Below are 24,196 nucleotides of genomic sequence, written 5' to 3'. Positions count from 1 at the left end.
GTCGCATTCTGTCGGGTGGCAAGCGGGGCGGAGACGAGGAGATTTTCCGAAATTGCGTGCAGTTTTTATGCACGGCTTGCCTCGGCCGTCTGCAGGCGGCATAGATCGGACATGACTGCCGAACCCTCCCGCCCGCGCCGCTCGGTGCTTTACGTCCCGGCTTCGAACGACAAGGCATTGGCCAAGATCCGGTCGCTGGCCTGCGATGCCGTCGTCATCGATCTCGAGGACGCCGTCGCCCCGACCGACAAGCTTTCCGCGCGCGAAAAACTGGCGCGGATTTTCGCCGGCCGTTCCAACCGGCGCTGCGAGATGGTTGTGCGCATCAATGCGCTGTCGAGCGAATGGGGCGCCGACGATCTGCTGGCTGCGGCAAAATGCGCTCCCGACGCCATCCTGCTGCCCAAGGTCGACACGCCGCGCGACATTCTCGAGGCCGGTGACGTTCTCGACGACAATTTTGCGCCGGACGAGGTCAAGCTATGGGCGATGATGGAGACACCCAAGGCGCTGCTCAACATCGGCCCGATCGCCGAGCTTGGCCGCGACCCAGCCTCTCGACTGGTTTGTTTCGTTGCCGGAACGAATGATCTGGTCAAGGACACCGGAATTCTCACCACGCCCGACCGGCGCTATCTCGTGCCGTGGCTGATGCAGATGGTGCTCGCCGCGCGCGCCGGCAGCCTCGACCTGCTCGACGGCGTCTTCAATGATTTTAGCGATATGGACGGGTTTGCGCGCGAGTGCACGGAAGCGGCCGCCATGGGCTTCGACGGCAAATCGCTGATCCATCCGGCCCAGATCGAGGCCGCAAACCGGGCCTTTGCGCCGTCGCCTGAAGCGATAGCCGAGGCGGGCGCGATCAAGGATGCCTTCGCGCTTGCCGAAAATACCGGCAAGGCGGTGATTGCGCTGAACGGAAAGATGGTCGAGCGGCTGCATCTGGCGCAGGCCGAAAAACTGCTGGCGAAGGCCGCCGCTGTTCGCGCATGATTGCAACTCACGACGGGATTGAAAATGAAACTCTACCGCTTTTTGTCCGGCCCGGACGACGCCAGCTTCTGCCACAAGGTGACGGCGGCGCTCAACAAGGGCTGGCACCTGTTCGGCTCGCCGACCTATGCCTATGACAAGAATGCCAAGACCATGCGCTGCGGCCAGGCGGTGGTGAAGGACATCGAAGGCCAGGAATACGGCCCCGACACCAAGCTCAGCGACTGGTAGCGCTGACATCGCTTCGGGTGCCCGCGAATGCGGGACACTTCTGGACGCTGGCGCGAAGGAACGCTGCGCTCTCCAGTCAAAACGACGTCACTCCGCTGCCTCTTCGATCTTCTCCATATCATCGTCCGACAGGCCGAAATGGTGACCGATCTCATGGATCAGCACATGGGTGACGATGTCGCCCAGCGTCTCCTCGTTCTCGGCCCAGTAGTCGAGGATGGCGCGGCGGTAGAGCGTGATCCGGTTCGGGCCTTCGCCGGTCTGCGGATTCCAGCGCTCGGCGATACCGCGCCCCTCGAACAGGCCGAGCAGGTCGAAGGGCGTTTCCAGCGAAAGGTCGTCCATGATCTCGTCGGTCGGGAATTCGGCGATCTGAATGACGATCTCGCCGGTCAGCTTGCGAAACTCCTCCGGCAGATGGGCATAGGCCTCCAGCGCCAGGAGCTCGATTTCCTCCATCGTTGGCGAAAGCTGGTCGTGCCAGATGCGTGTTTGGTAGATGCGAGCCATGCTTTGTCCTTTGATCCCGGCATATAGGCTTTCGGGCCGGACTCGGCAAATGGTCGGGCTGGAGCGCCCGGACCATGCCATCAAGGCAGGAATAAATTCCCCATGACTCCGCTTGACTCTTTGGCCGCCCTCTGGAATCTATAGGAACATAACAGGAACAATTGTGAGTGGAAGCTGACCGTCATGGCGACAAGCGCCGTGGCGCGGGAGACTGTTTTTGCCCTGCGCCGCCAGATCGCGAAGATCGAAGGGACCTTGTCCGAGCGCCTGGAAGCGCCGGCCGGTTCGTCGTTTGACGCGGATGTGCCTCGCCAGAGTCTGGCATCCTCTCGGAATCCGACACCCGCTCGGAATCTGACGATTGTCCGTCGCGGCCTCGCCGTGGCGCCGCCCGATGCGTTTTTGCGCACCGGTGCCGAGCGCCTCGATGCTGCGCTGAGCGGCGGCCTGCCGAAGGCGGCGCTGAGCGAGTTTCATGGCGCCGCGACCCGCGATGCCGGAGCAGTCGCCGGTTTTGTCCTGTCGCTCATCAGCCTGATCCTCAGCCAGGGGCCGCGACTGCCGGTGCTGTGGATCGGCACATCCGAGGTTTTCCGCGAGGCCGGCTTTCCCTATGCCGGGGGGCTTCACGCCTTCTTCGGCATCGAGCCGGAGCAATTGCTGTTTTCCGAGGCGCCAAGGCTGCTCGATGCGCTGTGGGTCGCCGAGGAGGCCGCCAGGATGACGGCGCTGGCCGCAGTCATCCTCGAAATCCGTGGCAACCCGCAGCGGCTGGATCTCACCGCGACGCGGCGGCTGCACGCCCGGGCGCAGAGTGCCGGCCGGCCGCTTTTCCTGCTGCGCCAGGCCGGCGAGCCCGAGCCGACGGCAGCGCCCGTCCGCCTCATCCTGTCGGCGGCACCGGCGGCAGCGCGCGAGACGATCGCCGGGCCGCTCGCCGGCTCGATCGGCCGGCCCGCCTTCACCATCACCATCGGCAAGAGCCGCACTGCCTTGCCCGGAAAATTCACACTGGAGTGGAACCCCGATGAACGCATATTCGAAGAAAGACGGGGCGAGGAATGGGCAAAGAATCCTGTCCCTGTGGTTTCCACATCTCGCCGCCGAGAGGATCCTGCGGCAGCGCCTGGGGCGGTCCTGGCGTTCCCGGCCGTCGGATCACCTGCCGCTGGTGATCAGTCACCGCGACCGGAACGCCCAGCGCATCGCCGCCCTCGACGAGCGGGCCGAAGCGCTTAACCTGAAACGCGGCATGGGCATAGCCGATGCACGCGCCATGCATCCCTCGATCGACATCGTGGAGGCCGATCCGGAAGCCGACCGGCGCCTGCTCGAAGGCCTCGCCGACTGGTGCGACCGCTATACCCCGCTGGTGGCGCTCGACGGGGCCGATGGCCTCTATCTCGACGTCACCGGCTGCACCCATCTTTTCGGCGGCGAACGCTCGATGCTGGACGACATCCTGTCGCGTTTTTTCCATCAGGGCTTCGATGTCCGCGCCGGGCTTGCCGCCACGCCGGGCTCGGCCTGGGCGGCGGCGCGGTTTGCCGGCGACCGCATCGTTCCCGATGGTGAGGAGGAAGCGCTTCTCGCGCCCTTGCCGTTGGCGGCACTGCGCATCGATCCAGAGGTCCGCGCCAGCCTCGAAAGCGTCGGCCTGCGCACGGCGGGCGCCGTCATGGCGGCACCGCGCGCGCCGCTGGCCCGCCGCTTCGGCGCATCGCTGCTATTGCGCCTCGACCAGGCGCTCGGCCGCCTCGACGAAGCCGTGTCGCCGCGCCTGCCGGTCGCGCCGCTTTCGGTCGAACGCCACCTCGCCGAGCCGATCATGCTGACCGAGGACATCGAGCAGCTGACAGGCATGCTGGCGGCCACATTGAAGAAGGACCTCGAGCGTCGCGGCGAGGGCGCAAGGCGGCTGGCGCTGCTGCTCTTTCGCGTCGATGGCGGCGTCAGCCGCATCGCCGTCGGCACCTCGCGACCTTTGCGCGAGCCGCTGCTGATCCAGAAATTGTTTCACGAAAGGCTTGCCGCGCTCGAACAGGATATCGACGCCGGCTATGGTTTCGATCTCGTGCGCCTCTCGGTGCTGACCGCCGCCGCCTTCGACATGCAGCAGGCAGACCTTGCCGGCGAGACGAACGACGGGGGCGCCGACATCGCGCTTTTTGCCGACCGCATCCGCGCCCGGCTCGGCGAAGGCGCGGTCTTGAAGCCGGTCGCCGTCGAGAGCCATCTGCCGGAGCGCGCCGTCGCCGCCATTCCCTTCGCCGAAGCGCCGCAGAGAAGCTCGCCGCCGAAGCAGCCGGACAAGGTGAAGGATGCTCCCACGACCGTCTTCCAGCCGGAACGGCCGATCCGGCTTTTCCGTTCGCCCGAGCCGATCGAGGTGCCGGCCACCGAAATGCCGGAAGGCCCACCTTTGAACTTCCGCTGGCGGCGCGCGCTCTACCGGGTCGCGCGCGCCGAAGGGCCGGAGCGCATTGCGCCTGAATGGTGGCGAGAGGCGGCGGGACGGGAAGATGCGCCGACCCGGGACTATTTCCGCATCGAGGATGCCGACGGCCGCCGTTACTGGCTTTACCGCCAAGGCCTCTACGGCGCCTCGCAGCCCGCTCCGCGCTGGTTCATGCATGGAGTCTTCGCATGAATGCGCTGACAGCCGTTCCCTATGCCGAATTCGGCATCCAGTCGAACTTCTCGTTCCTGCGCGGCGCCTCGAAACCGGAGGAGCTGGTGGTCGCGGCGAAATTCATGGGGTTTTCAGCGATCGGGCTCGCCGACCGCAATACGGTGGCGGGCGTCGTGCGCGCCTGGCAGCAGGCCAAGGTGGAGGGTGTTTCCTATCATCCCGGCTGCCGCCTGGTATTTTGCGACGGCACGCCGGACATTCTCGCTTACCCGCAGAACCGCAAGGGCTGGGGCCATCTCTGCCGCATGCTGACGCAGGCCAATTTGCGCGACGAAAACGAAAAGGGAGCAACGCTTCTCAAACAAAGCGATCTTCTCGAATGGGGCGATCTCTTGTCGCTGGCCATCCTGCCGGATGTGTCGACGGGCGCGGCCGATAGCCTTGCTGTGCTTAGCCGGCTCACGGATCGCTTCGGCGAAAGCCTGCGGTTTGCGGTTTCGCCGGATTACCGCGGCAGCGACCGCTTCCGTATCGAGCAGGCGGCGGCGATGGCCGAACTGGCCGGCATCCCGCTGATGGCGACCAACGATGTGCTCTACCATACGTCGGAACGGCGCCCGCTGCAGGACGTGCTGACGGCGATCCGCCTCAATGTGCCCGTCGCCGAGGTGGGGCTGGAACTGGCGGCCAATGCCGAGCGTCATTTAAAGCTACCGCTGGAGATGGCACGGCTTTTCCGCAGGCATCCGCAAGCGCTGGCGGAAACGCTGCGTTTTGCCGGCGAGCTGAGCTTCTCGCTCAGTGACCTGCAATACAACTACCCCGACGAGCCGACGGAATCGGGCCTCGGGCCACAGGCCGAGCTGGAAAGGCTGGCCAAGGAGGGGGCCGCCATCCGCTACCCCTCGGGCGTGCCCGCTTTTGTGACGCAGCGCATCGAGGAGGAGCTCGCTCTGATCGAGCGCCTGAACTACGCGCGCTATTTCCTGACTGTCTACGACATCGTCAAATTCGCCCGCAGCCAGAACATTCTCTGCCAGGGGCGCGGCTCCGCCGCCAACTCGATCGTCTGCTTCTGCATCGGCATCACCGAAGTTGGCCCGGACAAGATCGACACGCTTTTCGAGCGCTTCATTTCCGAAGAAAGAAACGAGCCGCCCGACATCGATGTCGATTTCGAGCATGAAAAGCGCGAGGAGGTCATCCAGTACATCTATTCCAAATACAGCACCAAGCGCACCGCGCTGGCCGCCGCCGTCGTCAGCTACCGCGGCCGCTCTGCGGTGCGCGAAGTGGCCAAGGCGATGGGCCTGTCGGACGACGTCCGGAGCGCGCTGTCCAGTTCGATCTGGGGCTGGTCGACCTCGGAGCTCGGCGAAAAGGAGACAAAAGCCGGCGGCCTCGATCAGACCGATCCCTCGACAAGGCATGTGATCGAATGCGCCAACGAGATCATGGGCTTTCCCCGCCATTTGTCGCAGCATGTCGGCGGTTTCGTCATCACAAGGGACCGGCTCGACGAGATCGTACCCATCGTCAAGACGGCGATGGACGAGCGCAAGATGGTCGAGTGGGACAAGGACGACCTCGACGCGGTGAAAATCCTTAAAGTGGACGTGCTGGCGCTCGGCATGCTGACCTGCCTGCAGCGCGCCTTCACCCTGCTCCAGGATCATTATCCCGAGGCGCGGGACGCATATGGCCAACCCTATGTGTTGGCCACTCTCCCGGCCGAGGACAAACATGTCTACGACATGATCTGCCGCGCCGACACGATCGGCGTCTTCCAGATCGAATCGCGCGCGCAGATGTCGATGCTGCCGCGGCTGCGGCCGAAAAACTTCTACGATCTCGTCATCGAGGTGGCAATCGTGCGGCCCGGCCCGATCCAGGGTGACATGGTCCACCCTTATCTGCGCCGCCGGCAAGGCAAGGAAAAGCCCGAATACCCGAAGCCGGAACTGGAAAAAATACTCGGCAGGACGCTGGGCGTGCCGCTGTTCCAGGAACAGGCAATGAAGATTGCCATCGTTGCCGGCGGCTTCAGGCCGGGCGAGGCCGATGAATTGCGCCGCGCCATGGCCACCTTCAAGCGCACCGGCACGATCGGCAATTACCGCAAGAGGATGGTCGACGGCATGGTTGCCAAGGGCTACGAAAAAGACTTCGCCGAGCGTTGCTTCAAGCAGATCGAGGGCTTTGGCGAATACGGCTTTCCCGAAAGCCATGCCGCCTCCTTCGCCCTGCTGGTCTATGCCTCCTGCTGGTTCAAGACCTTCTATCCCGACGTGTTCTGCGCCGCGATTCTGAATTCCCAGCCGATGGGTTTTTACCAGCCGGCTCAGCTTGTCCGCGACGCGCATGATCATGGCGTCGAGATCCGAGAGGTCGACGTCAACTTTTCCGGCTGGGATTGCGCCTTGGAGCAATCGCCTTTCGATCCGGCCCGCATTCTCGACCGCCATGTTCAAATGCGCGGTGTCATCCGGACCAGCCATGCCGTCCGGCTTGGCTTTCGCCAGGTCAAAGGCCTGTCGAAGGAGCGCATGGAAGCATTTGTGGTGAGGCGCGGCGACGGCTACACATCCGTGCGCGATGTCTGGCTGCGCTCGGGCCTCAACGTCGACGAGATCGAAAAGCTGGCGCAGGCCGACGCCTTCCGCTCGCTTGGATTGAACCGCCGCGACGCTCTATGGGCGGTCCGCGCGCTCGACGGCAAGAGTGCCGCCGAAAAGCTGCCGCTGTTCGATCAGCCGGCGATCCGCTTGCGCGATCTCGAGCCTGAAACCCGGCTCCCGACAATGCCGCTCGGCGAGCACGTCGTCCACGACTACCGCTCGCTCGGCCTGTCGCTGAAGGCGCACCCGGTCGCCTTCCTGCGTCAAAGGCTGGATCGGTCCGGCGTCACGCCCAATGCGCGGCTCGGCCAGGTGCGGGACGGCCGGCGCGTTTCGGTCGCCGGCCTCGTGCTGGTGCGGCAGCGGCCGGGCAATGGCAAGGCGATTTTCCTGACGCTGGAAGACGAGAATGCGGTCGCCAACATCATTTTCTGGGAAAGGACTTTCGACCGCTTCCGCCCCATCGTCATGGGCGCACGTCTCATCCGCGTCACCGGCAAGCTGCAATCGGAATCGGACGTCATCCATATCGTCGCCGAGAAGGTCGAGGATCTGACGCCGTGGCTGTCGGTGCTGCTGGAAGAGGCAGGACCTGAGCCTTCGAGCCGTACAGACGAGGCTCGGCCGGGCAGCATCGCGCAAACGGAATTATTGGGAAAGGCGGAGAAGGTCATGCCCAAGGGACGCAATTTTCAATAGGCCCCCTGTCTTCGTCAGAGCGTTGCTGCGGTGCGGAATTTGATGACGGCAGGACAGAGGGGCGCGCGAAGGATCGCTGCGGAGCGGCCCTTATTCCGAGCCACCCAGGCGCGGCGGTGGCATGGCATCGTCTATGGCGATGACCCGCGCCTCCGATGGCAGCATGATAGGAATGCCGTCCCGCACCGGATAGGCAAGCTTTGCCACCCGCGAGACAAGCTCGCCGCGCTCCGGATCCCAGGCAAGCGGCCCCTTGGTCAGCGGGCAGGCCAGCAGTTCCAGCAGCTTGGGATCGACAGTCCTGTTCCCGTCACGTCCATCCGCCATTCGATCCGTCCTTCCACAAGGCAACCGCTTCGGGGTTTCGCGCGCGGACTTCCCTTCTCCCCTTGTAGGAGAAGGTGGCCGAGCGAATCTCGGTCGGATGAGGGGTGTTCCAGCTTGGCACCGACGGCACTCCGTCCAGCACCCCTCAACCGTCTCGGCGCTACGCGCCGATCCACCTTCTCCCACAAGGGGAGAAGGCAAGAGCCTACTGCAAACTCGAACCGAAATCCTCATTGTCGCGCGCCAGCGCCATTTCGGTGATGGCGATCAGCGTTTCGGCACGTGTCTTTAGATCGGCCGCTTCGAGCAGCGCCTGTTTCTCGGCCGGCCCGTAGGGCGCCATCATCGACAGCGCGTTGACCAGCATGGCGTTTTCGGCGCGGCTGACGCTTTCCCAGTCGGCCTCCAGATCGTTGGCCTGCAGATAGGCGCGAAACGCTTTGAGCAGCGCCGGCCGGTCGATCTCGGCTTCCGCCTGGTCGTCGTCGAGATCGGTGAGAAAGGGTGCCAACCGGCACTGGCGAAACGGCGTCCTGACGGTGAGTTCCTGGACAATGCGGAACCGGCACACGCCCTGCAGCGAAATCAGATAACGACCGTCGCCGCTCTCGGACAGCGCGATGATGCGCCCGGCACAGCCGACATTGCAGAGTTCCGGCTCGCCGTCGGGACGCAGCGCACCGTCGAGGCTGGGCTGGATCATGCCGATCAGCCGCGCCCCGGCTATCGCCTCATCGACCATCTGCAGATAGCGCGGCTCGAAGATGTTGAGCGGCATGCGGCCTCCCGGCAGCAGCAATGCGCCCTCAAGCGGAAAGATCGGCATGGTCGACGGTAAGTCCGCAGCGAGTCGGTAATGCGCGTTTCCCGCCTGCACCTCAATCCTCCGATCGCTTCGTCAGGAAGCGCACCAAACCCGTCTCCTCCCGGCCGGCACAAGGCGCGACACCGGAAACCCGAAATCGAATGCCGTCCGAAAACCTAATCTGGCGCAGCCGCCGCCGACCGCAAGCCCGCCGGACAAAACAGTCTGCGCCGGCTCAGGAAAACAGCAGCGACGACAGTTTGCGCCGTGCCGACAGCGTTGCCTCGTCGGTCATGCCCCATGCCTCGAAGAGCTGCAGCAACTGGGTTCTGGCGCCATCGTCGTTCCACGAGCGGTCGGCCTTGATGATCGCCAGCAGATTGTCGGCCGCCGCCATGCGATCACCCTTGGCGTTCTGGATCATCGCAAGCTCGAACCGCGCCTGGTGATCCCCGGGATTTTCGGCCAGCCGCCGTTCCAGTTCCGCCGGATTGCCGAGCACTGCTGCTTGCGCGGCGAGCGCCATCTTGGCGCGCAGCGCGGCGAGCTGCGGCGCATCCTTCTTTGCCTCCGGCGCCCGCGCCAGCATCGCATCGGCACCTTCGGTATCGCCGGCCTCGAACAGCAGATCGCCCAAGCCGGCGATCGCCTCGATCGTCTCCGGCGCCTGTTCCAGGATAGCGTCGTAGATGTCGGCCGCGGTCTGCACGTCACCGGCCTCGCGCGCCTCGGCGGCCGCGGCCAGCGCCTCGGCCACTTGCGGTGCGCCACCATCCTTGCCGCCGACCTTCTGGATGAATTGCGTGATCTGGCTCTCGGGAATGGCGCCCATGAAGCCGTCGACCGGCTGGCCGTCCTTGAAGGCAATGACCGCCGGTATCGACTGGATGCCGAGCTGGCCGGCGATCGATGGATGGTCGTCGATGTTCATCTTGACCAGCTTGACCTTGCCGCCGGCGGCTTTCACCGCCTTTTCCAGCAGCGGGGTCAATTGCTTGCAGGGGCCGCACCATGGCGCCCAGAAATCGACCAGCACCGGCTGGCGGCGCGATTCCTGGATGACGTCGGCGGCAAATCCAGCGGTCGTGGTGTCCCTGATGACGTCGGCCGGCACCTCCGCAAGTGCGACCTTCTCACGCGCGGCATCGGTGCCGCCATACTGCACGGTGGTGGCATACTGACCGCCATTGCTGCCAAATGGCCCGCCAAAGGGGTTGCTATCGCTCATCTCGTCGCCCTTTCGGTCGCGCCGCCGGCCAAGGGACGGGCGCAACATCCTTCTTCAGAACCCGGTTTCAGTCACCCCGGTCTCAGTCACCCCGGTCTCAGTCACCCATGTGGCGATCATGCCGAGACTTTCAAGATAACAGCATCATGTCCGGTTGCCTCGACGAATTTGACCAGGTCCGTGGCGGCGATGGAAGTCGTCGCCTCATTGGTCAGCGGGTGGGCGTTGACCACAGCATGGCTCATCAGCTCCTCGTCGAGAACGACCTTGACCCTTCGCTCCGTGTCGTTGATCAGCCCGAAAACGGTGACCGCGCCCGGGACGACGCCGAGAAGCTCTATCAGCATCTCCGGCCGGCCGAAAGACACGCGGCCCGCGGCGCCGATCAGATGATGGATCTGCTTTAGATCGACCACCGCCTCCTCGCCGACGCTGACCAGGAAGAAATTATCTTTCTTGTCCTTGAGGAACAGGTTCTTGGTGTGGCCGCCGGCGATCTCGCCGCGCAGCACCTGCGAATCGGCGACAGTGAACAGCGGCGGATGCCGCTGTGTCGATACCTCGATCCCGAGTCCGGCAAGAAAGGCGAAAAGGTCGGCTTCGGTCTTCGGCATCGGTCTTTCTTCTGATGGCCCGCTTTCAACGGCTTGTTCGGCCTACGCCGTTTACGGCCAATGATGCGGCCAAGACAAGCCCGTCGCGCAATGCAGGGGTGATTGCCTTGCGACGTGTCGCGGGACGGCTTGTCCGCATTGCCGGCGAAGCAAAAAGCCTGCGAATTCCCTGTTGCAATCGCCGCGCTCTTCAGCCATATAGGCGCGGCTTGCGGCCCGAAAGCCGCGCGAGCGGGTGTAGCTCAGGGGTAGAGCACAACCTTGCCAAGGTTGGGGTCGAGCGTTCGAATCGCTTCACCCGCTCCAGTTTCTCTCAAGGGAAATCAAGCATCGAAAAGCCGCGGTCCGCCGCGGCTTTTTCGCATTTGGGCGGCACAGGACGCACTTGCCAGCAGGCGCTGCGGTCGCGCCAAGTACGCTGCAGATAGAATTCAGGACTTTTGCGTGTCGTCCTCGGACCAAGGTCCGTCTTGCAGAATGCTCTATTTGAACGGAACTTGTTGGACAGCGGGCTCCACTTTGGAAAGTCCTCACGTTTCTCACTGGAACCCATCCTGGCGGGAGGGCCACTCGAAGGAGGAATTATGAAAACGCGCACCTATCTATTCGCAGCGGCGGCCGCTCTCACCCTTGTCGCGTCTCCGGTCCTCGCTGCCCCCGGCGGCAATGGCGGCGGGAACGGCAATGGCGGCAGCCACGGCAACGGCGGAAACTCGGCTGGGGCCGGCTCGCAGGGACACGGAGCCGCCACCTCGGCCGCGGCCAAGGACAAGTCGACGACCGGAGTTGCTCATGCAATGGCGGTCGTTGCCACGACACCGGCCTCACCGCAGGCCACCCTGGCCTTGCAGGCAGCGCTGGATAGGAAGGCCGCGAAAGACGCGGCAAACACTGCCGACGACACCTCTGACGAAACCGAGTAAGCATTCGAAACTGACAACTTGTCGCGTTGAAAGCCGTGGTTCGCCGCGGCTTTTTTTCGTTTCCCCGCCTGGCGTTCGAACTCTCAAGGCCTTTGATGCATGTCGCGCAAAACTGTGCAGCGGTTTTGCGACACCGACATGCATGAAACAAGAACCTGAAGCGCGTCGCATGAGGCCGGTCGAACGCAACGCGCTTTTAGGGTCGGCAGGTCAACAGCGCTTCCAGAAAAAAGCTGCTCCACAGCGGCCCTGAAGCTACGCTGAGGCCAAACGCCGCCGCATCGGCGTCGGATTCGATTGCATGCGAGGAGATCCCGTGACGGGCTTTGTCGACCGAGAACGCGCAACAGACCTGATGCAGCGTGCCAATATCGAGGCATTGGTGCTTTGCGAGCCTGAGGCATTCCAATATGCCACCGGCGCCTGGATCGGCCCGGCCGGCCTGTTCCGCCGGGCCGGCGCCGGTTTCGTGGTCATCCCGAGACGAGACGACCTGCCGATCGGCGTAGTGGTTGCCGATTTCCAGGCTGCCCAGCTCCGGGCAGCGGTGGCGGATGCCGTGGTGCGCACGCATCCGATCTGGATCGAATCCGCGTCGCTTGAGCCGGCGACGGCCGGCCGGCCCGTTGCGCAGCGCATCGAGGCCGGCCTGGTTGGCCGCGCCCCCGGTTTTGCACGTCCAGCGACCTTTGAGCTTGCCCGCTCTGTCCGCGAGCTGAAGACGATGCTCGCCGAATTCGGGCTGGAGCGTGCAAGGCTCGGCATCGAGCTGGATTTTGTCTCGGCCAGCGATTTGTCCGCGATGCAGGCGATGTTGCCCGGCACGGCCCTGGTCAACGGCTCGCCGATCCTCGACAGGCTGCGGGCAATCAAATCGCAAAGCGAGATCGACCTTCTGCAGCAGGGCATCGTCCTGTCGGAAGCCGGCCTGTCGCGGCTGCAGCAGCATGCAGCGGTCGGCATGCGTCAGTCGGATCTGGTCGCGCTCTACCGGCAAGGCATCGCCGATGCAGCCGCCGGGTTATCGCAACAAATCGCGACGGCCGAATACGTCACGCTGGGCGCTCGCCCAAAAAGCGCCGATGCGGTCGCCGCCGCCGGCGATCCGCTGAAGGCCGACATGGTCTGCAGCGTGAACGGCTATGCTTCGGACATGTCGCGGAATTTCACCTTCGGGCCGCCGTCGCCCGAACAGGCCGAATTGCATGCGATAGCCGAGCGCGCCTTCGCCGATGGGCTTGCCGCGCTTATGCCCGGAAAGCCGTTCGCCGGCGTGCATCGCGCCGCCAGCGAAAGCCTGGCGCGCCAGGGCCTGCGTTCCTATCGCCGCGGCCATTTCGGCCACAGCGTCGGCCATTCCGTGTTTTCCGAGCAATGGCCGTTCATCTCGGCCGACAGCGATGTCGTGATCGAAGCCGGCATGGTGCTGGCATTCGAGATCCCGCTCTACATCGACGGTCTCGCCAGCTTCAATCTCGAAGACCAGTTCCTGATCACCGCGAACGGGCCGCTGCCGATGAACCGCTTGCCGAGGCGCCTGGGGACTATAGGCTGAATCCAGCCGGTGTCCTTACCTGGCGCCGGCCACGCCCCTGCGGAAATCCGACGGCGACATGCCGGCAAGCTTGCGGAACGATTTGTTGAAGGCGCTGAGCGAGCCGAAGCCCGATTCCATGGCGACGCGCAGTACATTGGCATCCTGATGCATCAGCAGCGCCTGCGCGTAGCTGAGGCGCAGCAGATTCACATATTCGTTGAGCGTCATGCCGGTCGATTTCTTGAAGATGCTCATGGCGTATTTGGGATGGATGTCGGCCGCCGCGGCGATGTCGACGCAATCGATCTCGTAGAGGAAATTCTCGGCGATGAAGTCGCACATGCGCCCGACATTGCGCAGCGATTGCTGATCGAAGGGACTGCCTATCTCCTGTTCGACCGGGGTTTCGGGGGCGAGCCGGTAAGGCTCGAAGCGCACCCGCTCCAGCCGCAGCAAAAGCTCGTTGACGGCATGCTCGGCCTTGACCGGGTCGCCGGAGCGGGCATAGCGGTTCCAGCGCTCGAAATTGTGGTCGTCCGACCGGTCGGTGGCGTCGGTTACCAGCGTCGCGCCCGTCATCAGCCTGTTGCGGACGTCGACCGGCAAATGCAGCCGGAAGAAATGCACCAGCGGCAGATGCGCGCCGGCATAGATGGCATCGTCGGAGGCTTCGTCCATCTGGTGCGGCAGGCCGCCCCAGAACAGACACATGTCGCCAGCAGAGAGCGAAAGCTCGTGCCCGTCCATGCGGTAATGCACGGCCCCGCGCACGATGAAATTCACCTCGACCTGGGCGTGCCAATGCGGCTTGAGCATCACCAGGGGCTGGGTGTGAAACATCTGCAGCAGCAGCGGCAGGCCCTCCACGCTGCTGGCGCCAGGCTGGTAAAACGGCCTTTCCGGCATCTTACTTTCCGCTCATTTCTTATTCCCTTTGTCGCGGACAAGGCTTTCCCGAGGCCTAGTCTAGCCACGCTCGCAAACAGAGAGCAACTGAAATGGGAGGATTTCAATGCGCATAAAATTGACCTGCGCCGCGCTCGCGCTTGCCTTGGGCTCCAGCCCGGCCTTTGCGCAGTCCGGTGAAATCACGATCTGGAGCTGGAATATCGCCGCTTCGTCGCTGAAGGCCACCATAGCGGGCTTCAACAAGCAGTTTCCCGACATCAAGGTCACGGTCGAGGACCTCGGCAACCAGCCGACCTACGACAAGTCGATCGCCGGCTGTGCCGCCGGTGGCGAGGGCCTGCCGGACATCGTGACGATCGAGAACGGCGAAGCGGAAAACTACTGGAGCCAGTTCCCGGATTGCTTCGTCGACCTGCACACGCTCGGCTACACCGCGGAAGACCAGGCAAAATTCCCCGCCTTCAAGCGCACCGAGCTCGAGGTGGACGACAAGGCCTATGCGATGCCGTGGGATTCGGGGCCGGTGGCGATGTTCTACCGACGCGACTTCTACGAGAAGGCCGGCGTCGATCCGTCCTCGATCAGGACCTGGGACGATTTCATCGCTGCCGCCAAGAAGATCCAGGCCGCCAATCCCGGCGTCACGATGACCAACGCCGATTTCAACGGCGATTCCGAATTCTTCCGCATGATCTCCAACGAGCAGGGCTGCGCCTACTTCTCCGCCGATGGTCAATCGATCACGGTCAACCAGCCCAAATGCGTCGATGCCATGACCAAGATCAAGGAGATGAAGGACGCCGGCATCATTTCCTCTGCCGACTGGAGCACCAAGATCACCAACAACACCGCCGGCAAGGTCGCCACGCAGATGTATGGCGGCTGGTATGAAGGCACTGTGCGCACCGAATCGCCCGATGGGACAGGCAAATGGGGCGTCTATTTGATGCCGAGCCTGACCGCCGACGGTCCGCGCGCCGCCAATCTCGGCGGCTCCTCGCTCGCCATCACCTCGGTGTCGAAGAACAAGGAAGCCGCCTACGCCTATCTGAAATACACGCTAGGGACGAATGAGGGCCAGATCACCATGCTGAAAGGCTTCGGCCTGGTGCCGTCGCTGATTTCGGCGCTCAACGACCCTTATGTCTCCGAGGGCCTGCCCTATTGGGGTGGCCAAGCCGTGTGGAAGGACATCCTCGGCACCCTGCCCAAGGTCGTCCCCAGCCGCGGTACGCCGTTCCAGAGCGACGCCGAAATCATCATCCGCGCGGTGCAGACCAAATATCTGGCCGGGGGCTATCCCGACGCCAAGGCAGCGCTCGACGATGCCGCAAGCCAGATCGCCGCGGCGACCGGCCTGCCGGTCAAGTCGTGATCTGACACGGAATGATCCCAGAGTCAGTTACCGGGCGCTTGCGCTGCCCCTCACCCTTACCCTCTCCCCGTGAAGAACGGGGAGAGGGGGTCACCAGCGTTGCGGCCCAGCCCCTTCTCCCCGTCACTTACGGGGAGAAGGTGCCGGCAGGCGGATGAGGGGCGGCACCGGCCTTCGAACAAGCCGCCGTTTGCGGCGCCGCATCACCTGAAACATCAACACCGCGCGCCCCAGCAGGCGAAAGCAGAAAGGAGGAGAACGATGCGCTACCAGAACGCCACGGCGTATCGCTTCCTTGCGCCCTATCTGCTGATCTTCTCGATCTTCTGGCTGTGGCCGATCATCGATTCCTTCCTGATCTCGTTCCAGGCGACGCGCACCGTGCCGTGGCGGTTCGCGCCGACCTTCAACTGGGGCCGGCTGATCGGCGATCCGGCCTTCTTCAATGCCTTGAAGAACACATTGCTGATCCTTGTCATCCAGGTGCCGGTGATGATTTCGCTAGCGATTGTGATGGCGGTGCTTTTGAACTCGCCGCTGCTCAAGGCGCGTGGCCTGTTCCGCTTTGCCTTCTTCGCGCCGGTCGTGGTCGGCGAGGTCGCCTATTCGGCGGTTTTCCGGCTGATGTTCAATCTGGACTACGGCATCATCAACAAATTGCTGAACAGCATCGGCCTGCCCAACGTCGACTGGTTTACCAACGTCACCCCGGCGATGGCGGTCATCATGATGGCGGTGACGTGGCGCTGGGCCGGCTACAACGCCATCATCCTGCTCGCCGGCCTGCAGTCCATCCCCGAGGATGTTTACGAGGCGGCGACCCTGGACCGGGTCAGCAAGGTCAAACAGTTCTTCTACATCACGCTGCCGCTGCTCAAGCCGATCATCGTGTTCTGCGCCGTGCTGTCGATCATCGGCACCATGCAGCTGTTCACCGAGCCCTTCCTAATCACCGAGCGCGGCGGGCCGGGCGGCGGCACCGAAACGCTCGGGCTGCTGCTTTATCGCCAAGGCTTCCGGTCGCTCAATTTCGGCTACGCTTCGGCCATCGCCTACACCATGGCCGGACTGGCGATTGCCATTTCGCTGGTGCAGATATGGCTGACGAGGGAACCGAAATGACCTCGCGCTCCCCAATCAGCCATTCCCGGGTCGGCCGTTCCCAGGCCAGATTGGGCCGCAGCATCGCGCTGCATCTGTTCCTGACGCCGCTGGCGCTGGTCTGGCTGTTTCCGCTGTGGATGATGGTGGTCTTTTCCACGATGCCCGACAACGGCATCTTCAGCCCCGACATCGAGCTTTTGCCGCACGGCAATTTCCTCGACAATGTCAGCAATCTGCAGCGCGGCACCAATTTCATCGGTGCCATCGGCATCTCCGTCTCGGTGGCGGTGACCTACACCTTCCTGTCGGTGATGCTGACCTCGATGGCCGGCTGGGCGCTGGCGCGTTACAACTTCTTCGGCAAGGGCATGGTCGTCGCCATCATCTTCGGCACCATCACGCTGCCCTATGCGGTCGTGCTGATCCCGCAATTCATCATGGTGGCGCGCGACTTCAAGCTCGCCAACACCTGGGTGGCGCTGATCGTGCCGCCGCTGTTCAATTCGCTGGGCGTGCTCTTCATGCGGCAGAGCTTTTCGATGATGCCGCACGAACTGTTCGACGCCGCCAAGGTCGAGGGCGTCAAGGAATGGCGGATATTCCTGTTCGTCGCACTGCCTCTGGCGCGGCCGATGCTGGCAGCGCTCGCCATCATCCTGTTCCTTGCCTCCTGGAACAACTATCTCTGGCCGCTGCTGATCAATTCCAAGCCGGGCGCAATGACCGCGCCCGTGGCGCTCGGCACGCTGATCGGTCTCACCAAGGTGTCCTGGGGCGGCATCATGGCGGGCGCGGTGATGCTGACGGCGCCAATGCTCGTCGTGTTCGTGCTTCTGCAGCGCCATTTCGTCGCCGGCATCGCCGCCGGCGCTATCAAGTAAGGATCAGCATGGCGGCAGTCACACTCAAAAACGTCATCAAGCGCTTCGGCGTCTTCGAGATCGTCCACGGCGCCAATATCGATATCGATGACGGCGAATTCGTCGTCTTCGTCGGCCCTTCCGGCTGCGGCAAGTCCACGCTGCTCCGGATGATCGCCGGGCTCGAGGACATCAGCGACGGCGAGATCGCCATTGGCGGCAAGGTGGTGAACGACGTCGAGGCGGCCGATCGCGGCATCGCCATGGTGTTCCAGTCCTACGCGCTCTATCCGCACATGACGGTTGAGCAGAATCTGAGCTTCGGCCTGAGAATGACCGGCAACCCCAAGGCAGATACCGAGCGGCGGGTGAAGCGGGCTTCCGAAATCCTGCGCATCGCCGAGCTGATGAAGCGGCGGCCGCGGCAATTGTCGGGCGGCCAGCGCCAGCGCGTCGCCATCGGCCGCGCCATCGTGCGCGAGCCGCAAGTGTTCCTGTTCGACGAACCGCTCAGCAATCTCGATGCCGAGCTCCGGGTGCAGATGCGCGTCGAGATATCGCGCCTTCACAAGGAGCTTGGCGTTACCATGGTCTATGTGACGCACGACCAGACCGAGGCGATGACGCTGGCCGACAGGATCGTCGTGCTCAACGCCGGTAATATCGAGCAGATCGGCGCGCCGCTCGATCTCTACGACGACCCCGCCAACCGCTTCGTTGCCGGCTTCGTCGGCTCGCCGAAGATGAATTTTCTGGCGGCGAAAGTGGTCGGAACCGACAACAGCGCGGCGATCGTGGAGCTGGTCAACCATCGCGGCGTGCGACTGCGCAAGCCGCTTTCCGATGCCTTGCCTGCGATAGGCGGCGATGTCGTGCTCGGCGTGCGGCCGGAGCATTTCTTCGACGCCGGCCAAGGCGATTGCGACCTTACCCTCAAGGCCGACGTCGCCGAGCACTTGGGATCGGTGAGCTATGTCTATGCCAATTCCGGGACCGGGGGCGGGCGCGAAGAACTGATCATCGAGCGCGAGGCCTCGCGGCATCGCGCCAACGGCGACGACCTGGTGGTGTCGATCAAGGCCGACCGCTCGCTTCTCTTCGACGCCACCGGCGCACGCATTCGCTAACCCATCTTTCTTTTGTCCGATCGCGATTGCTCGCGGCCACCCCACGGAGATTTGACATGACTTCCAAACCAGAAAAAATTCGCTGGGGCATTCTCGGGCCCGGCAACATCGCCAAGGCCTTTGCCGGCGGCGTCGCCCATTCGCGCACCGGCACCTTGGTCGCCTTAGGGGCGCGCAATCCCGGCAAGGCCGGGCTCACCGAGGCTTTCCCCGGCGCCCGCATCCTCGACGGCTACGAGGCTTTGCTTGGCGATCCGGATGTCGACGCGATCTATATTTCGACGCCGCATCCGAGCCATGCCGAATGGGCGATCAAGGCAGCCGAGGCCGGAAAGCATGTGCTTTGCGAAAAGCCGCTTGGCCTGACCGCCTTCGAGGCCGACGCGATGATCCATGCGGCGCGAAAGGCCGGCACCTTTCTCGGCGAAGCCTTCATGTACCGGCTGCATCCGCAGACGGCCAAGCTGGTCGAGCTGATCAGTGCCGGCGCGATCGGCGAGATCAAGATGATCAAATCCAGCTTCGGCTTCGCCATGCCGGGCTTCATGCCGGAGCACCGGCTTTACGCCAAGGATCTTGCCGGCGGCGGCATCCTCGATGTCGGCGGCTATCCCGTGTCGATGGCGCGGCTGATTGCCGGCGCCGCGGCGGGAAAGCCCTTCGCCGAGCCGGACAAAGTGGTGGGTACTGCGCATCTCGGCCAATCCGGTGTCGACGAATGGGCGTCGGCGCTGTTGCATTTTCCGGGCGGCATCGTCGCGGAAGTCTCCTGCAGCATCTCGCTCGCTCAGGACAATGTCTTGCGCATTCTCGGCAGCAAAGGCCGCATCGAGGTCGCGGATTTCTGGTATGCCGGCGGCCAGCAAGGCGGCACCGGCGAAATCCGCATCATCCGTCCGGGTTACACCGAGGTGGTCGAGGTCAAGGAGGACGGCTGGCTTTACGCGTTCGAGGTCGACGCCGCCGGCGAGGCCATTCTCGGCGGGAAGCAGGAGTTCGCCTGGCCCGGCATGGGCTGGGCCGACAGTCTCGGCAATCTGCGCGTGCTCGACAAATGGCGTGCCGCGATCGGGCTCGAATACGACATCGAGAAACCGGCAAAGCGCGTCAACACGATCTCCGGACGGAAGCTGCGCTCCGGCGGGACCGCCATCCCCAAGCGCAGCATTCCGGGCCTGCCGCGGCGGGCCTCGTGCCTGGCGCTCGGCTTCGAGGATTTCCGCACCTTTTCGTCGGGCGCCATCCTGCTCGACGCCTATTTCGAGGCCGGCGGCAATCTGTTCGACACGGCCTTCGTCTACGGTTCCGGCTATACCGAGACCCTGCTTGGCCACTGGCTGAAAAACCGCGGCGTGCGCGAGCAATCCGTGGTCATCGGCAAGGGCGCGCACTCGCCGCTCTGCTATCCCGACGTCATCGGCAAGCAGCTCACCCAGTCACTCGAGCGGCTGCAGACCGACCATATCGACGTTTATTTCATGCACCGCGACAATCCGGACGTGCCGGTCGACGAATTCGTCGATGCGATGGACCGCGAGGTCAAGGCCGGCCGCATCCGCGGTCCGTTCGGCGGCTCGAACTGGACGATGGAACGCATGGACGAGGCGATTGCCTATGCCGAGCGCACCGGCAAGCAGAAGCCCGGCGCGCTTTCCAACAATTTCTCCTTGGCCGAGATGCTGGAGCCGATCTGGGCAGGCTGTGTCACCTCCTCCAGCGACGCGTGGAAGGCCTGGCTCACCGCCCGGCAGATGCCGAATTTCGCCTGGTCGAGCCAGGGGCGCGGCTTCTTCACCGACCGCGCCGGCCGCGACCGGCGCGACAATGAGGAGTTGGTCCGGGTCTGGTACTCGGACAAGAATTTCGGCCGTCGCGACCGTGCCATCGAGCTCGCCAAGCGGCTGGGCAAAAGCCCGATCCACGTCGCGCTCGCCTACGTCCTGGCGCAGCCCTTCCCGTCCGTCCCGCTGATCGGGCCCCGCTCGCTCGACGAATTGGAAGACAGCCTCCAGGCGCTCGACATCTCACTTTCGCCGGACGATCTTGCATGGCTGGATAGCGGTTCGGATCAGGCCCGCGCGCGGGCCTGACAGCAGGGAGAAAGGTTGCTAGAAGATGCGCTATGCGTGACTCGTGGGTTGGAAACGAGCTGATCAGAGTGCTTCTCGAGAACGACTCAGTGCACTTGGAGTTTGCTGGCGTTACCGTCCAACTCTGGACTTTATTCAAGGTGGCCTACGACGGAGGGCCTGACGTCTGGATAAAACCGGATAACCGTAGCGGCGATTTAAGCTTAATCTGGGCTTTGGTCGGAACGCGACTTGTAGAAGTAGCCTTGGAGGACACGGTTCGGGTCAGATTTGACAACGGCACGGAAATCATGGTCCCACCTGGCAACCGCCGAGGAGCCGTTATAACGGGAGTAGATGGCTACGATCCCTTCTGAATTTTGTACTGGCCCTACCGAATTTTGCGCGGCTTCTGGCACTCTTGGTCGACGAGGAGGATAGATGCTCGACATCTCACCGTCGAAACAGGCGGCCACCTGGCTCGGTTCGTTTGCGCGAGCGCTCGAAGCAGGCGACGTCGAGGCCGCAACCAATCTGTTCGTCGAGGACTGCTACTGGCGCGATCTTTTGACCTTCACCTGGAACATCAAGACGATGGAGGGGGCGGCCGCGATCCGCGAGATGCTGGCGGCGACGCTGGCAACCACAAGGCCTGCTCAATGGCAGCTCAGCGGCGAAGCGACTTCGGACGAAGGCACCATCGAGGCCTGGTTTTCTTTCGAGACGTCATCGGCGTGGGGCCAAGGCATCATGCGCCTCAGGGACGGCAAGTGCCGGACGCTGTTTACGGCGATCACCGATCTCAAGGGGTTTGAAGAGCGCAAGGGCCCGGCGCGGCCTCTGGGCGTCCGCCACAAGGCCGACCCGGAACGCGAGACCTGGCTGGAGGCGAGGCGCCGCGAGGCGCGTGACCTCGGCGCTAGCCGGCAGCCCTATTGCCTGGTCATCGGCGGCGGCCAGGGCGGCATCATGCTGGGGGCGCGGCTCGGGCAGCTCGGCGTGCCGGCCATCGTCATCGAGAAGAACGCCCAGGCCGGCGATTCCTGGCGCAAGCGCTATCGCTCGCTCGTGCTGCACGACCCGGTCTGGTACGACCATCTGCCCTACATCCCGTTTCCCGAGAACTGGCCGGTGTTCACGCCCAAGGACAAGATGGGCGACTGGCTGGAGATGTATACGCGCGTCATGGAGCTCAATTACTGGACCTCCACGACATGCGTCAGTGCCTCCTATGACGAGACCGAAAAGGTCTGGACGGTCGAGCTCGACCGCGCCGGCGAGCGCATCACGCTGAAGCCGAAGCACATCGTCTTCGCGACCGGTGCTTATGGCCCGCCCAGGCGCATCGACCTGCCGGGCGCCGAGGTCTTCAACGGCGAGATCCTGCATTCCAGCCAGTATTCCAGCGGCGAGAAATTCCGCGGCAAAAGGGTCGCCGTCATCGGCGCGGCAAGTTCCGGCCATGACGTCGGCGTCGATCTCTGGGAGAGCGGCGCCGAGGTGACCATGGTCCAGCGGTCGCCGACGACGGTGGTCAAGTCGGACACGCTGATGGAGATCGGCTTCGAGATCTTCTCGGAAAAGGCGCTGGCCCGCGGCATCACCACTGAAAAGGCCGACATGATCGTCGCCTCGACGCCGTTCGCGCTGCTGCCGCAAGGCCAGCGGGCGCTTTACGACGTCATCAAGGCGCGCGATGCTGCCTTCTACGACCGCTTGCGCAGCGCCGGCTTCGCCATCGATTTCGGCGACGACGAGACTGGGCTCCTGATGAAGGCCTACCGCACCGGCTCGGGCTTCTACATCGACGTCGGCGCCTGCGATCTGATCATCGACGGCGAGATCGGCATCCGTAGCGGCGTCGGGATCAAGTCGCTGACGCCGACAGGCATCCTCTTCGACGACGGCACGGAACTGGCGGCCGACGCAATCATCGCCTGCACCGGCTATCTCTCGATGAACGAGACAGTGGCGGCGATCGTTTCGCGCGAAGTCGCCGACAAGGTCGGGCCGTGCTGGGGGATTGGCTCGGGCGTGAAAGGCGACCCGGGTCCGTGGCAAGGCGAGTTGCGCAACATGTGGAAGCCGACAGCGCAGGAAGCGCTGTGGTTCCACGGCGGCAATCTTGCGCTGTCGCGCTTCTATTCAAAATTCGTGGCGCTGCAGATCAAGGCGCGCATGGAAGGCATTCCGACGCCAGTCTATGGAGCGCCGGTGCGATAGGGCCGCCTTTCCCTTCTCCCCTTGTGGGAGAAGGTGGATCGGCGCGTAGCGCCGAGACGGTTGAGGGGTGTTGGACGGATCGCCGTGGGTGCCAAGCTGGAGCACCCCTCATCCGTCGCCTTCGGCGACACCTTCTCCCACAAGGGGAGAAGGGGAGCCACATCGCCGTCAATCGTGGCTATGTCCGAAATGCCGGCTCGCCACCTCGACATGCGTGTCGTGCGCATGCGCTTCGAAGCGTTCGGTCTCGCCGAGATCGTCCACCGCCTCGTTCGGCCACCAGGTGCCGCCGACCACGATGCCGGCCGAGACCAGCCTTTGCTCGGCGACCAGCGAGGCGCCGACCGAATCGACAAAGGTGAAGTGGCCTGGACGCAGACGCAGCACCGCGACGTCACCGACCACGCCAATCGCCAGCCTGCCGAGATCTGGCCTGGCGATCGCTTCCGCTGGCCGCTGCGTTGCGGCGCGCAGCACCTCGACCAGTGGCATGCCGAGCGCCAGCAGTTTCGACATGCAGACCAGGATGTCGAAGGCCGGCCCGTCGACGCAGTAGAGATGCACGTCGCTGCTGATCACGTCCGGCGCCAGACCCTCGCTGAGCATCGCTTTGGCCACCTCGAAATCGAACGAGCCCATGCCGTGGCCGAGGTCGAAGATGACGCCGCGCTCGCGCGCCAGCCGCATATCCGGCCGCACCGCCCCCGAGGCGAAGACCGGCGCGTTGGGAAACGGCCGGAAGCAGTGGGTGAGGATGTCGCCCTTGCGCAGCCGCGGCAGCACTTCCGAGCGGCCGGGCGGCGGCTCGTCTATATGCGCCATCAGCGGCAGGCCGGCCTTGTCGGCGGCTTCGAGCGCGAGATCGACCGGCGCGATGCCGCTGGTGCCACCGGCATGGCGACCCGAGCGGACCTTGACACCGACAACCACGTCCGCGTGCTCGCGCGCCGCCGCCGCCGTTTCGCGCGGTTCGCAGAGCCGGAGGTCGCTGCACTCGCCGACCGCCACGGTCTGCGAGAAGCCGAATATGCCGGCAAAGGAAATGTTGACGTAGGCCAGGATGCGGACTTTCGAGCGCTCTATGACGTGGCGGCGAAAGCCGAGGAAATTGCCGGCGCCGGCGCTTCCGGCATCGATGAAGGTGGTGGTGCCGCTCTTCGCCGCAAGCCGGTCGGCATCGACGCCGAGCGACGTGCCGCCCCAATAGACATGGCTGTGCAGGTCGATCAGGCCGGGCGCGACGATGGAGCCCGTGGCGTCGATGACGCGGGCTGCACGTTCGAAGGGGATTTCGGTGTCGATCGCGGCGATACGGCCGTCGGCAATCGCCAGATCGCGTTGTGCGTCGAGGCCGGACGCCGGATCGATGAGGCGGCCGCCTTTTATCAGGAGATCGAATTGCATTGCGCCTG

General features: G+C 64.0%; 20 protein-coding genes and 1 tRNA gene. 14 read left to right on the top strand and 7 right to left on the bottom strand.

Annotated elements, in window-relative coordinates:
• Window positions 1–111: 111 nt before the first annotated feature.
• Window positions 112–993: an HpcH/HpaI aldolase/citrate lyase family protein gene (locus NKI22_RS00335; RefSeq protein ID WP_352481093.1), complete on the top strand. Its 882-nt coding sequence runs from the start codon at window positions 112–114 to the stop codon at window positions 991–993.
• Between the two features lie 24 nt (window positions 994–1,017).
• Window positions 1,018–1,224: a DUF1737 domain-containing protein gene (locus NKI22_RS00330; RefSeq protein ID WP_023721934.1), complete on the top strand. Its 207-nt coding sequence runs from the start codon at window positions 1,018–1,020 to the stop codon at window positions 1,222–1,224.
• 87 nt (window positions 1,225–1,311) lie between these two features.
• Here NKI22_RS00330 and NKI22_RS00325 read toward each other — a convergent pair whose 3' ends face one another.
• Window positions 1,312–1,734: a metallopeptidase family protein gene (locus NKI22_RS00325; RefSeq protein ID WP_023721935.1), complete on the bottom strand. Its 423-nt coding sequence runs from the start codon at window positions 1,732–1,734 to the stop codon at window positions 1,312–1,314.
• 183 nt (window positions 1,735–1,917) lie between these two features.
• Here NKI22_RS00325 and NKI22_RS00320 point away from each other — a divergent pair, with 183 nt between their 5' ends.
• The 3 genes from NKI22_RS00320 to NKI22_RS00310 are packed head-to-tail and all read left to right on the top strand — an operon-like array spanning window position 1,918 to window position 7,683.
• Window positions 1,918–2,973, top strand: coding sequence for an ImuA family protein (locus NKI22_RS00320; protein ID WP_352481094.1), 1,056 nt, complete (start codon window positions 1,918–1,920; stop codon window positions 2,971–2,973).
• On the top strand, window positions 2,906–4,384 hold the full coding sequence (locus tag NKI22_RS00315; protein ID WP_352481095.1) for a DUF6504 family protein: 1,479 nt from the start codon (window positions 2,906–2,908) through the stop codon (window positions 4,382–4,384). Before NKI22_RS00320 ends, NKI22_RS00315 begins: the two co-directional genes overlap by 68 nt.
• A complete protein-coding gene (locus tag NKI22_RS00310; RefSeq protein WP_023720581.1) occupies window positions 4,381–7,683 on the top strand; it encodes an error-prone DNA polymerase in 3,303 nt (1,100 codons plus the stop codon). The genes NKI22_RS00315 and NKI22_RS00310 overlap by 4 nt, the downstream gene beginning before the upstream one ends.
• A gap of 90 nt (window positions 7,684–7,773) precedes the next feature.
• Here the strand turns inward: NKI22_RS00310 and NKI22_RS00305 are convergent, their stop codons facing one another.
• The 4 genes from NKI22_RS00305 to NKI22_RS00290 all read right to left on the bottom strand — a co-directional run bounded on the left by NKI22_RS00305 (window position 7,774) and on the right by NKI22_RS00290 (window position 10,657).
• Complete coding sequence (locus NKI22_RS00305) at window positions 7,774–8,010, bottom strand: Trm112 family protein (RefSeq protein ID WP_023720580.1); 237 nt, start codon at window positions 8,008–8,010, stop codon at window positions 7,774–7,776.
• A gap of 205 nt (window positions 8,011–8,215) precedes the next feature.
• Window positions 8,216–8,887, bottom strand: coding sequence for an LON peptidase substrate-binding domain-containing protein (locus NKI22_RS00300; protein ID WP_023720579.1), 672 nt, complete (start codon window positions 8,885–8,887; stop codon window positions 8,216–8,218).
• Between the two features lie 163 nt (window positions 8,888–9,050).
• Complete coding sequence (gene trxA / locus NKI22_RS00295) at window positions 9,051–10,043, bottom strand: thioredoxin (protein WP_023720578.1); 993 nt, start codon at window positions 10,041–10,043, stop codon at window positions 9,051–9,053.
• A gap of 116 nt (window positions 10,044–10,159) precedes the next feature.
• On the bottom strand, window positions 10,160–10,657 hold the full coding sequence (locus tag NKI22_RS00290; protein WP_023720577.1) for a prolyl-tRNA synthetase associated domain-containing protein: 498 nt from the start codon (window positions 10,655–10,657) through the stop codon (window positions 10,160–10,162).
• A gap of 231 nt (window positions 10,658–10,888) precedes the next feature.
• On the opposite strand from NKI22_RS00290, the gene NKI22_RS00285 reads away from it, so the two are divergent.
• From NKI22_RS00285 to NKI22_RS00275, 3 genes are all read left to right on the top strand, one after another.
• Window positions 10,889–10,963 (top strand) — tRNA-Gly (locus NKI22_RS00285).
• Between the two features lie 278 nt (window positions 10,964–11,241).
• Window positions 11,242–11,580, top strand: a complete 339-nt coding sequence (locus NKI22_RS00280) for a hypothetical protein (protein ID WP_023720576.1) — start codon at window positions 11,242–11,244, stop codon at window positions 11,578–11,580.
• Window positions 11,581–11,896: 316 nt separating this feature from the next.
• Window positions 11,897–13,135, top strand: a complete 1,239-nt coding sequence (locus tag NKI22_RS00275; RefSeq protein WP_352937286.1) for a M24 family metallopeptidase — start codon at window positions 11,897–11,899, stop codon at window positions 13,133–13,135.
• A gap of 15 nt (window positions 13,136–13,150) precedes the next feature.
• On the opposite strand, the gene NKI22_RS00270 is transcribed toward NKI22_RS00275, so the two are convergent.
• Window positions 13,151–14,023: a helix-turn-helix domain-containing protein gene (locus tag NKI22_RS00270; protein ID WP_023720574.1), complete on the bottom strand. Its 873-nt coding sequence runs from the start codon at window positions 14,021–14,023 to the stop codon at window positions 13,151–13,153.
• 106 nt (window positions 14,024–14,129) lie between these two features.
• Between NKI22_RS00270 and NKI22_RS00265 the strand changes: the two genes are divergently transcribed.
• From NKI22_RS00265 to NKI22_RS00240, 6 genes are all read left to right on the top strand, one after another.
• Window positions 14,130–15,401, top strand: coding sequence for an extracellular solute-binding protein (locus NKI22_RS00265; protein ID WP_352817211.1), 1,272 nt, complete (start codon window positions 14,130–14,132; stop codon window positions 15,399–15,401).
• Window positions 15,402–15,662: 261 nt separating this feature from the next.
• Window positions 15,663–16,523: a carbohydrate ABC transporter permease gene (locus NKI22_RS00260; RefSeq protein WP_352481102.1), complete on the top strand. Its 861-nt coding sequence runs from the start codon at window positions 15,663–15,665 to the stop codon at window positions 16,521–16,523.
• Window positions 16,520–17,386: a carbohydrate ABC transporter permease gene (locus NKI22_RS00255; RefSeq protein WP_352481103.1), complete on the top strand. Its 867-nt coding sequence runs from the start codon at window positions 16,520–16,522 to the stop codon at window positions 17,384–17,386. The genes NKI22_RS00260 and NKI22_RS00255 overlap by 4 nt, the downstream gene beginning before the upstream one ends.
• Window positions 17,387–17,394: 8 nt before the next feature.
• Window positions 17,395–18,492 (top strand): ABC transporter ATP-binding protein, encoded by a 1,098-nt coding sequence (locus NKI22_RS00250; RefSeq protein WP_352481104.1) that lies wholly within the window; start codon window positions 17,395–17,397, stop codon window positions 18,490–18,492.
• Window positions 18,493–18,548: 56 nt separating this feature from the next.
• Window positions 18,549–20,582 (top strand): aldo/keto reductase, encoded by a 2,034-nt coding sequence (locus NKI22_RS00245; RefSeq protein WP_352496004.1) that lies wholly within the window; start codon window positions 18,549–18,551, stop codon window positions 20,580–20,582.
• A gap of 420 nt (window positions 20,583–21,002) precedes the next feature.
• Window positions 21,003–22,784 carry an NAD(P)-binding domain-containing protein gene (locus NKI22_RS00240; protein WP_352852430.1) on the top strand — a complete coding sequence of 594 codons (1,782 nt, stop codon included), beginning with the start codon at window positions 21,003–21,005 and terminating at the stop codon, window positions 22,782–22,784.
• 168 nt (window positions 22,785–22,952) lie between these two features.
• Here NKI22_RS00240 and NKI22_RS00235 read toward each other — a convergent pair whose 3' ends face one another.
• Window positions 22,953–24,188, bottom strand: coding sequence for an amidohydrolase/deacetylase family metallohydrolase (locus NKI22_RS00235; protein WP_352815952.1), 1,236 nt, complete (start codon window positions 24,186–24,188; stop codon window positions 22,953–22,955).
• Window positions 24,189–24,196 lie beyond the last annotated feature (8 nt).

This window comes from Mesorhizobium sp. M0778, from assembly GCF_040320105.1.
Classification (GTDB): domain Bacteria; phylum Pseudomonadota; class Alphaproteobacteria; order Rhizobiales; family Rhizobiaceae; genus Mesorhizobium.
The sequence above is the reverse complement of the archived record's forward strand: the minus strand, read 5'-3'. Positions and strand labels throughout refer to the sequence as shown.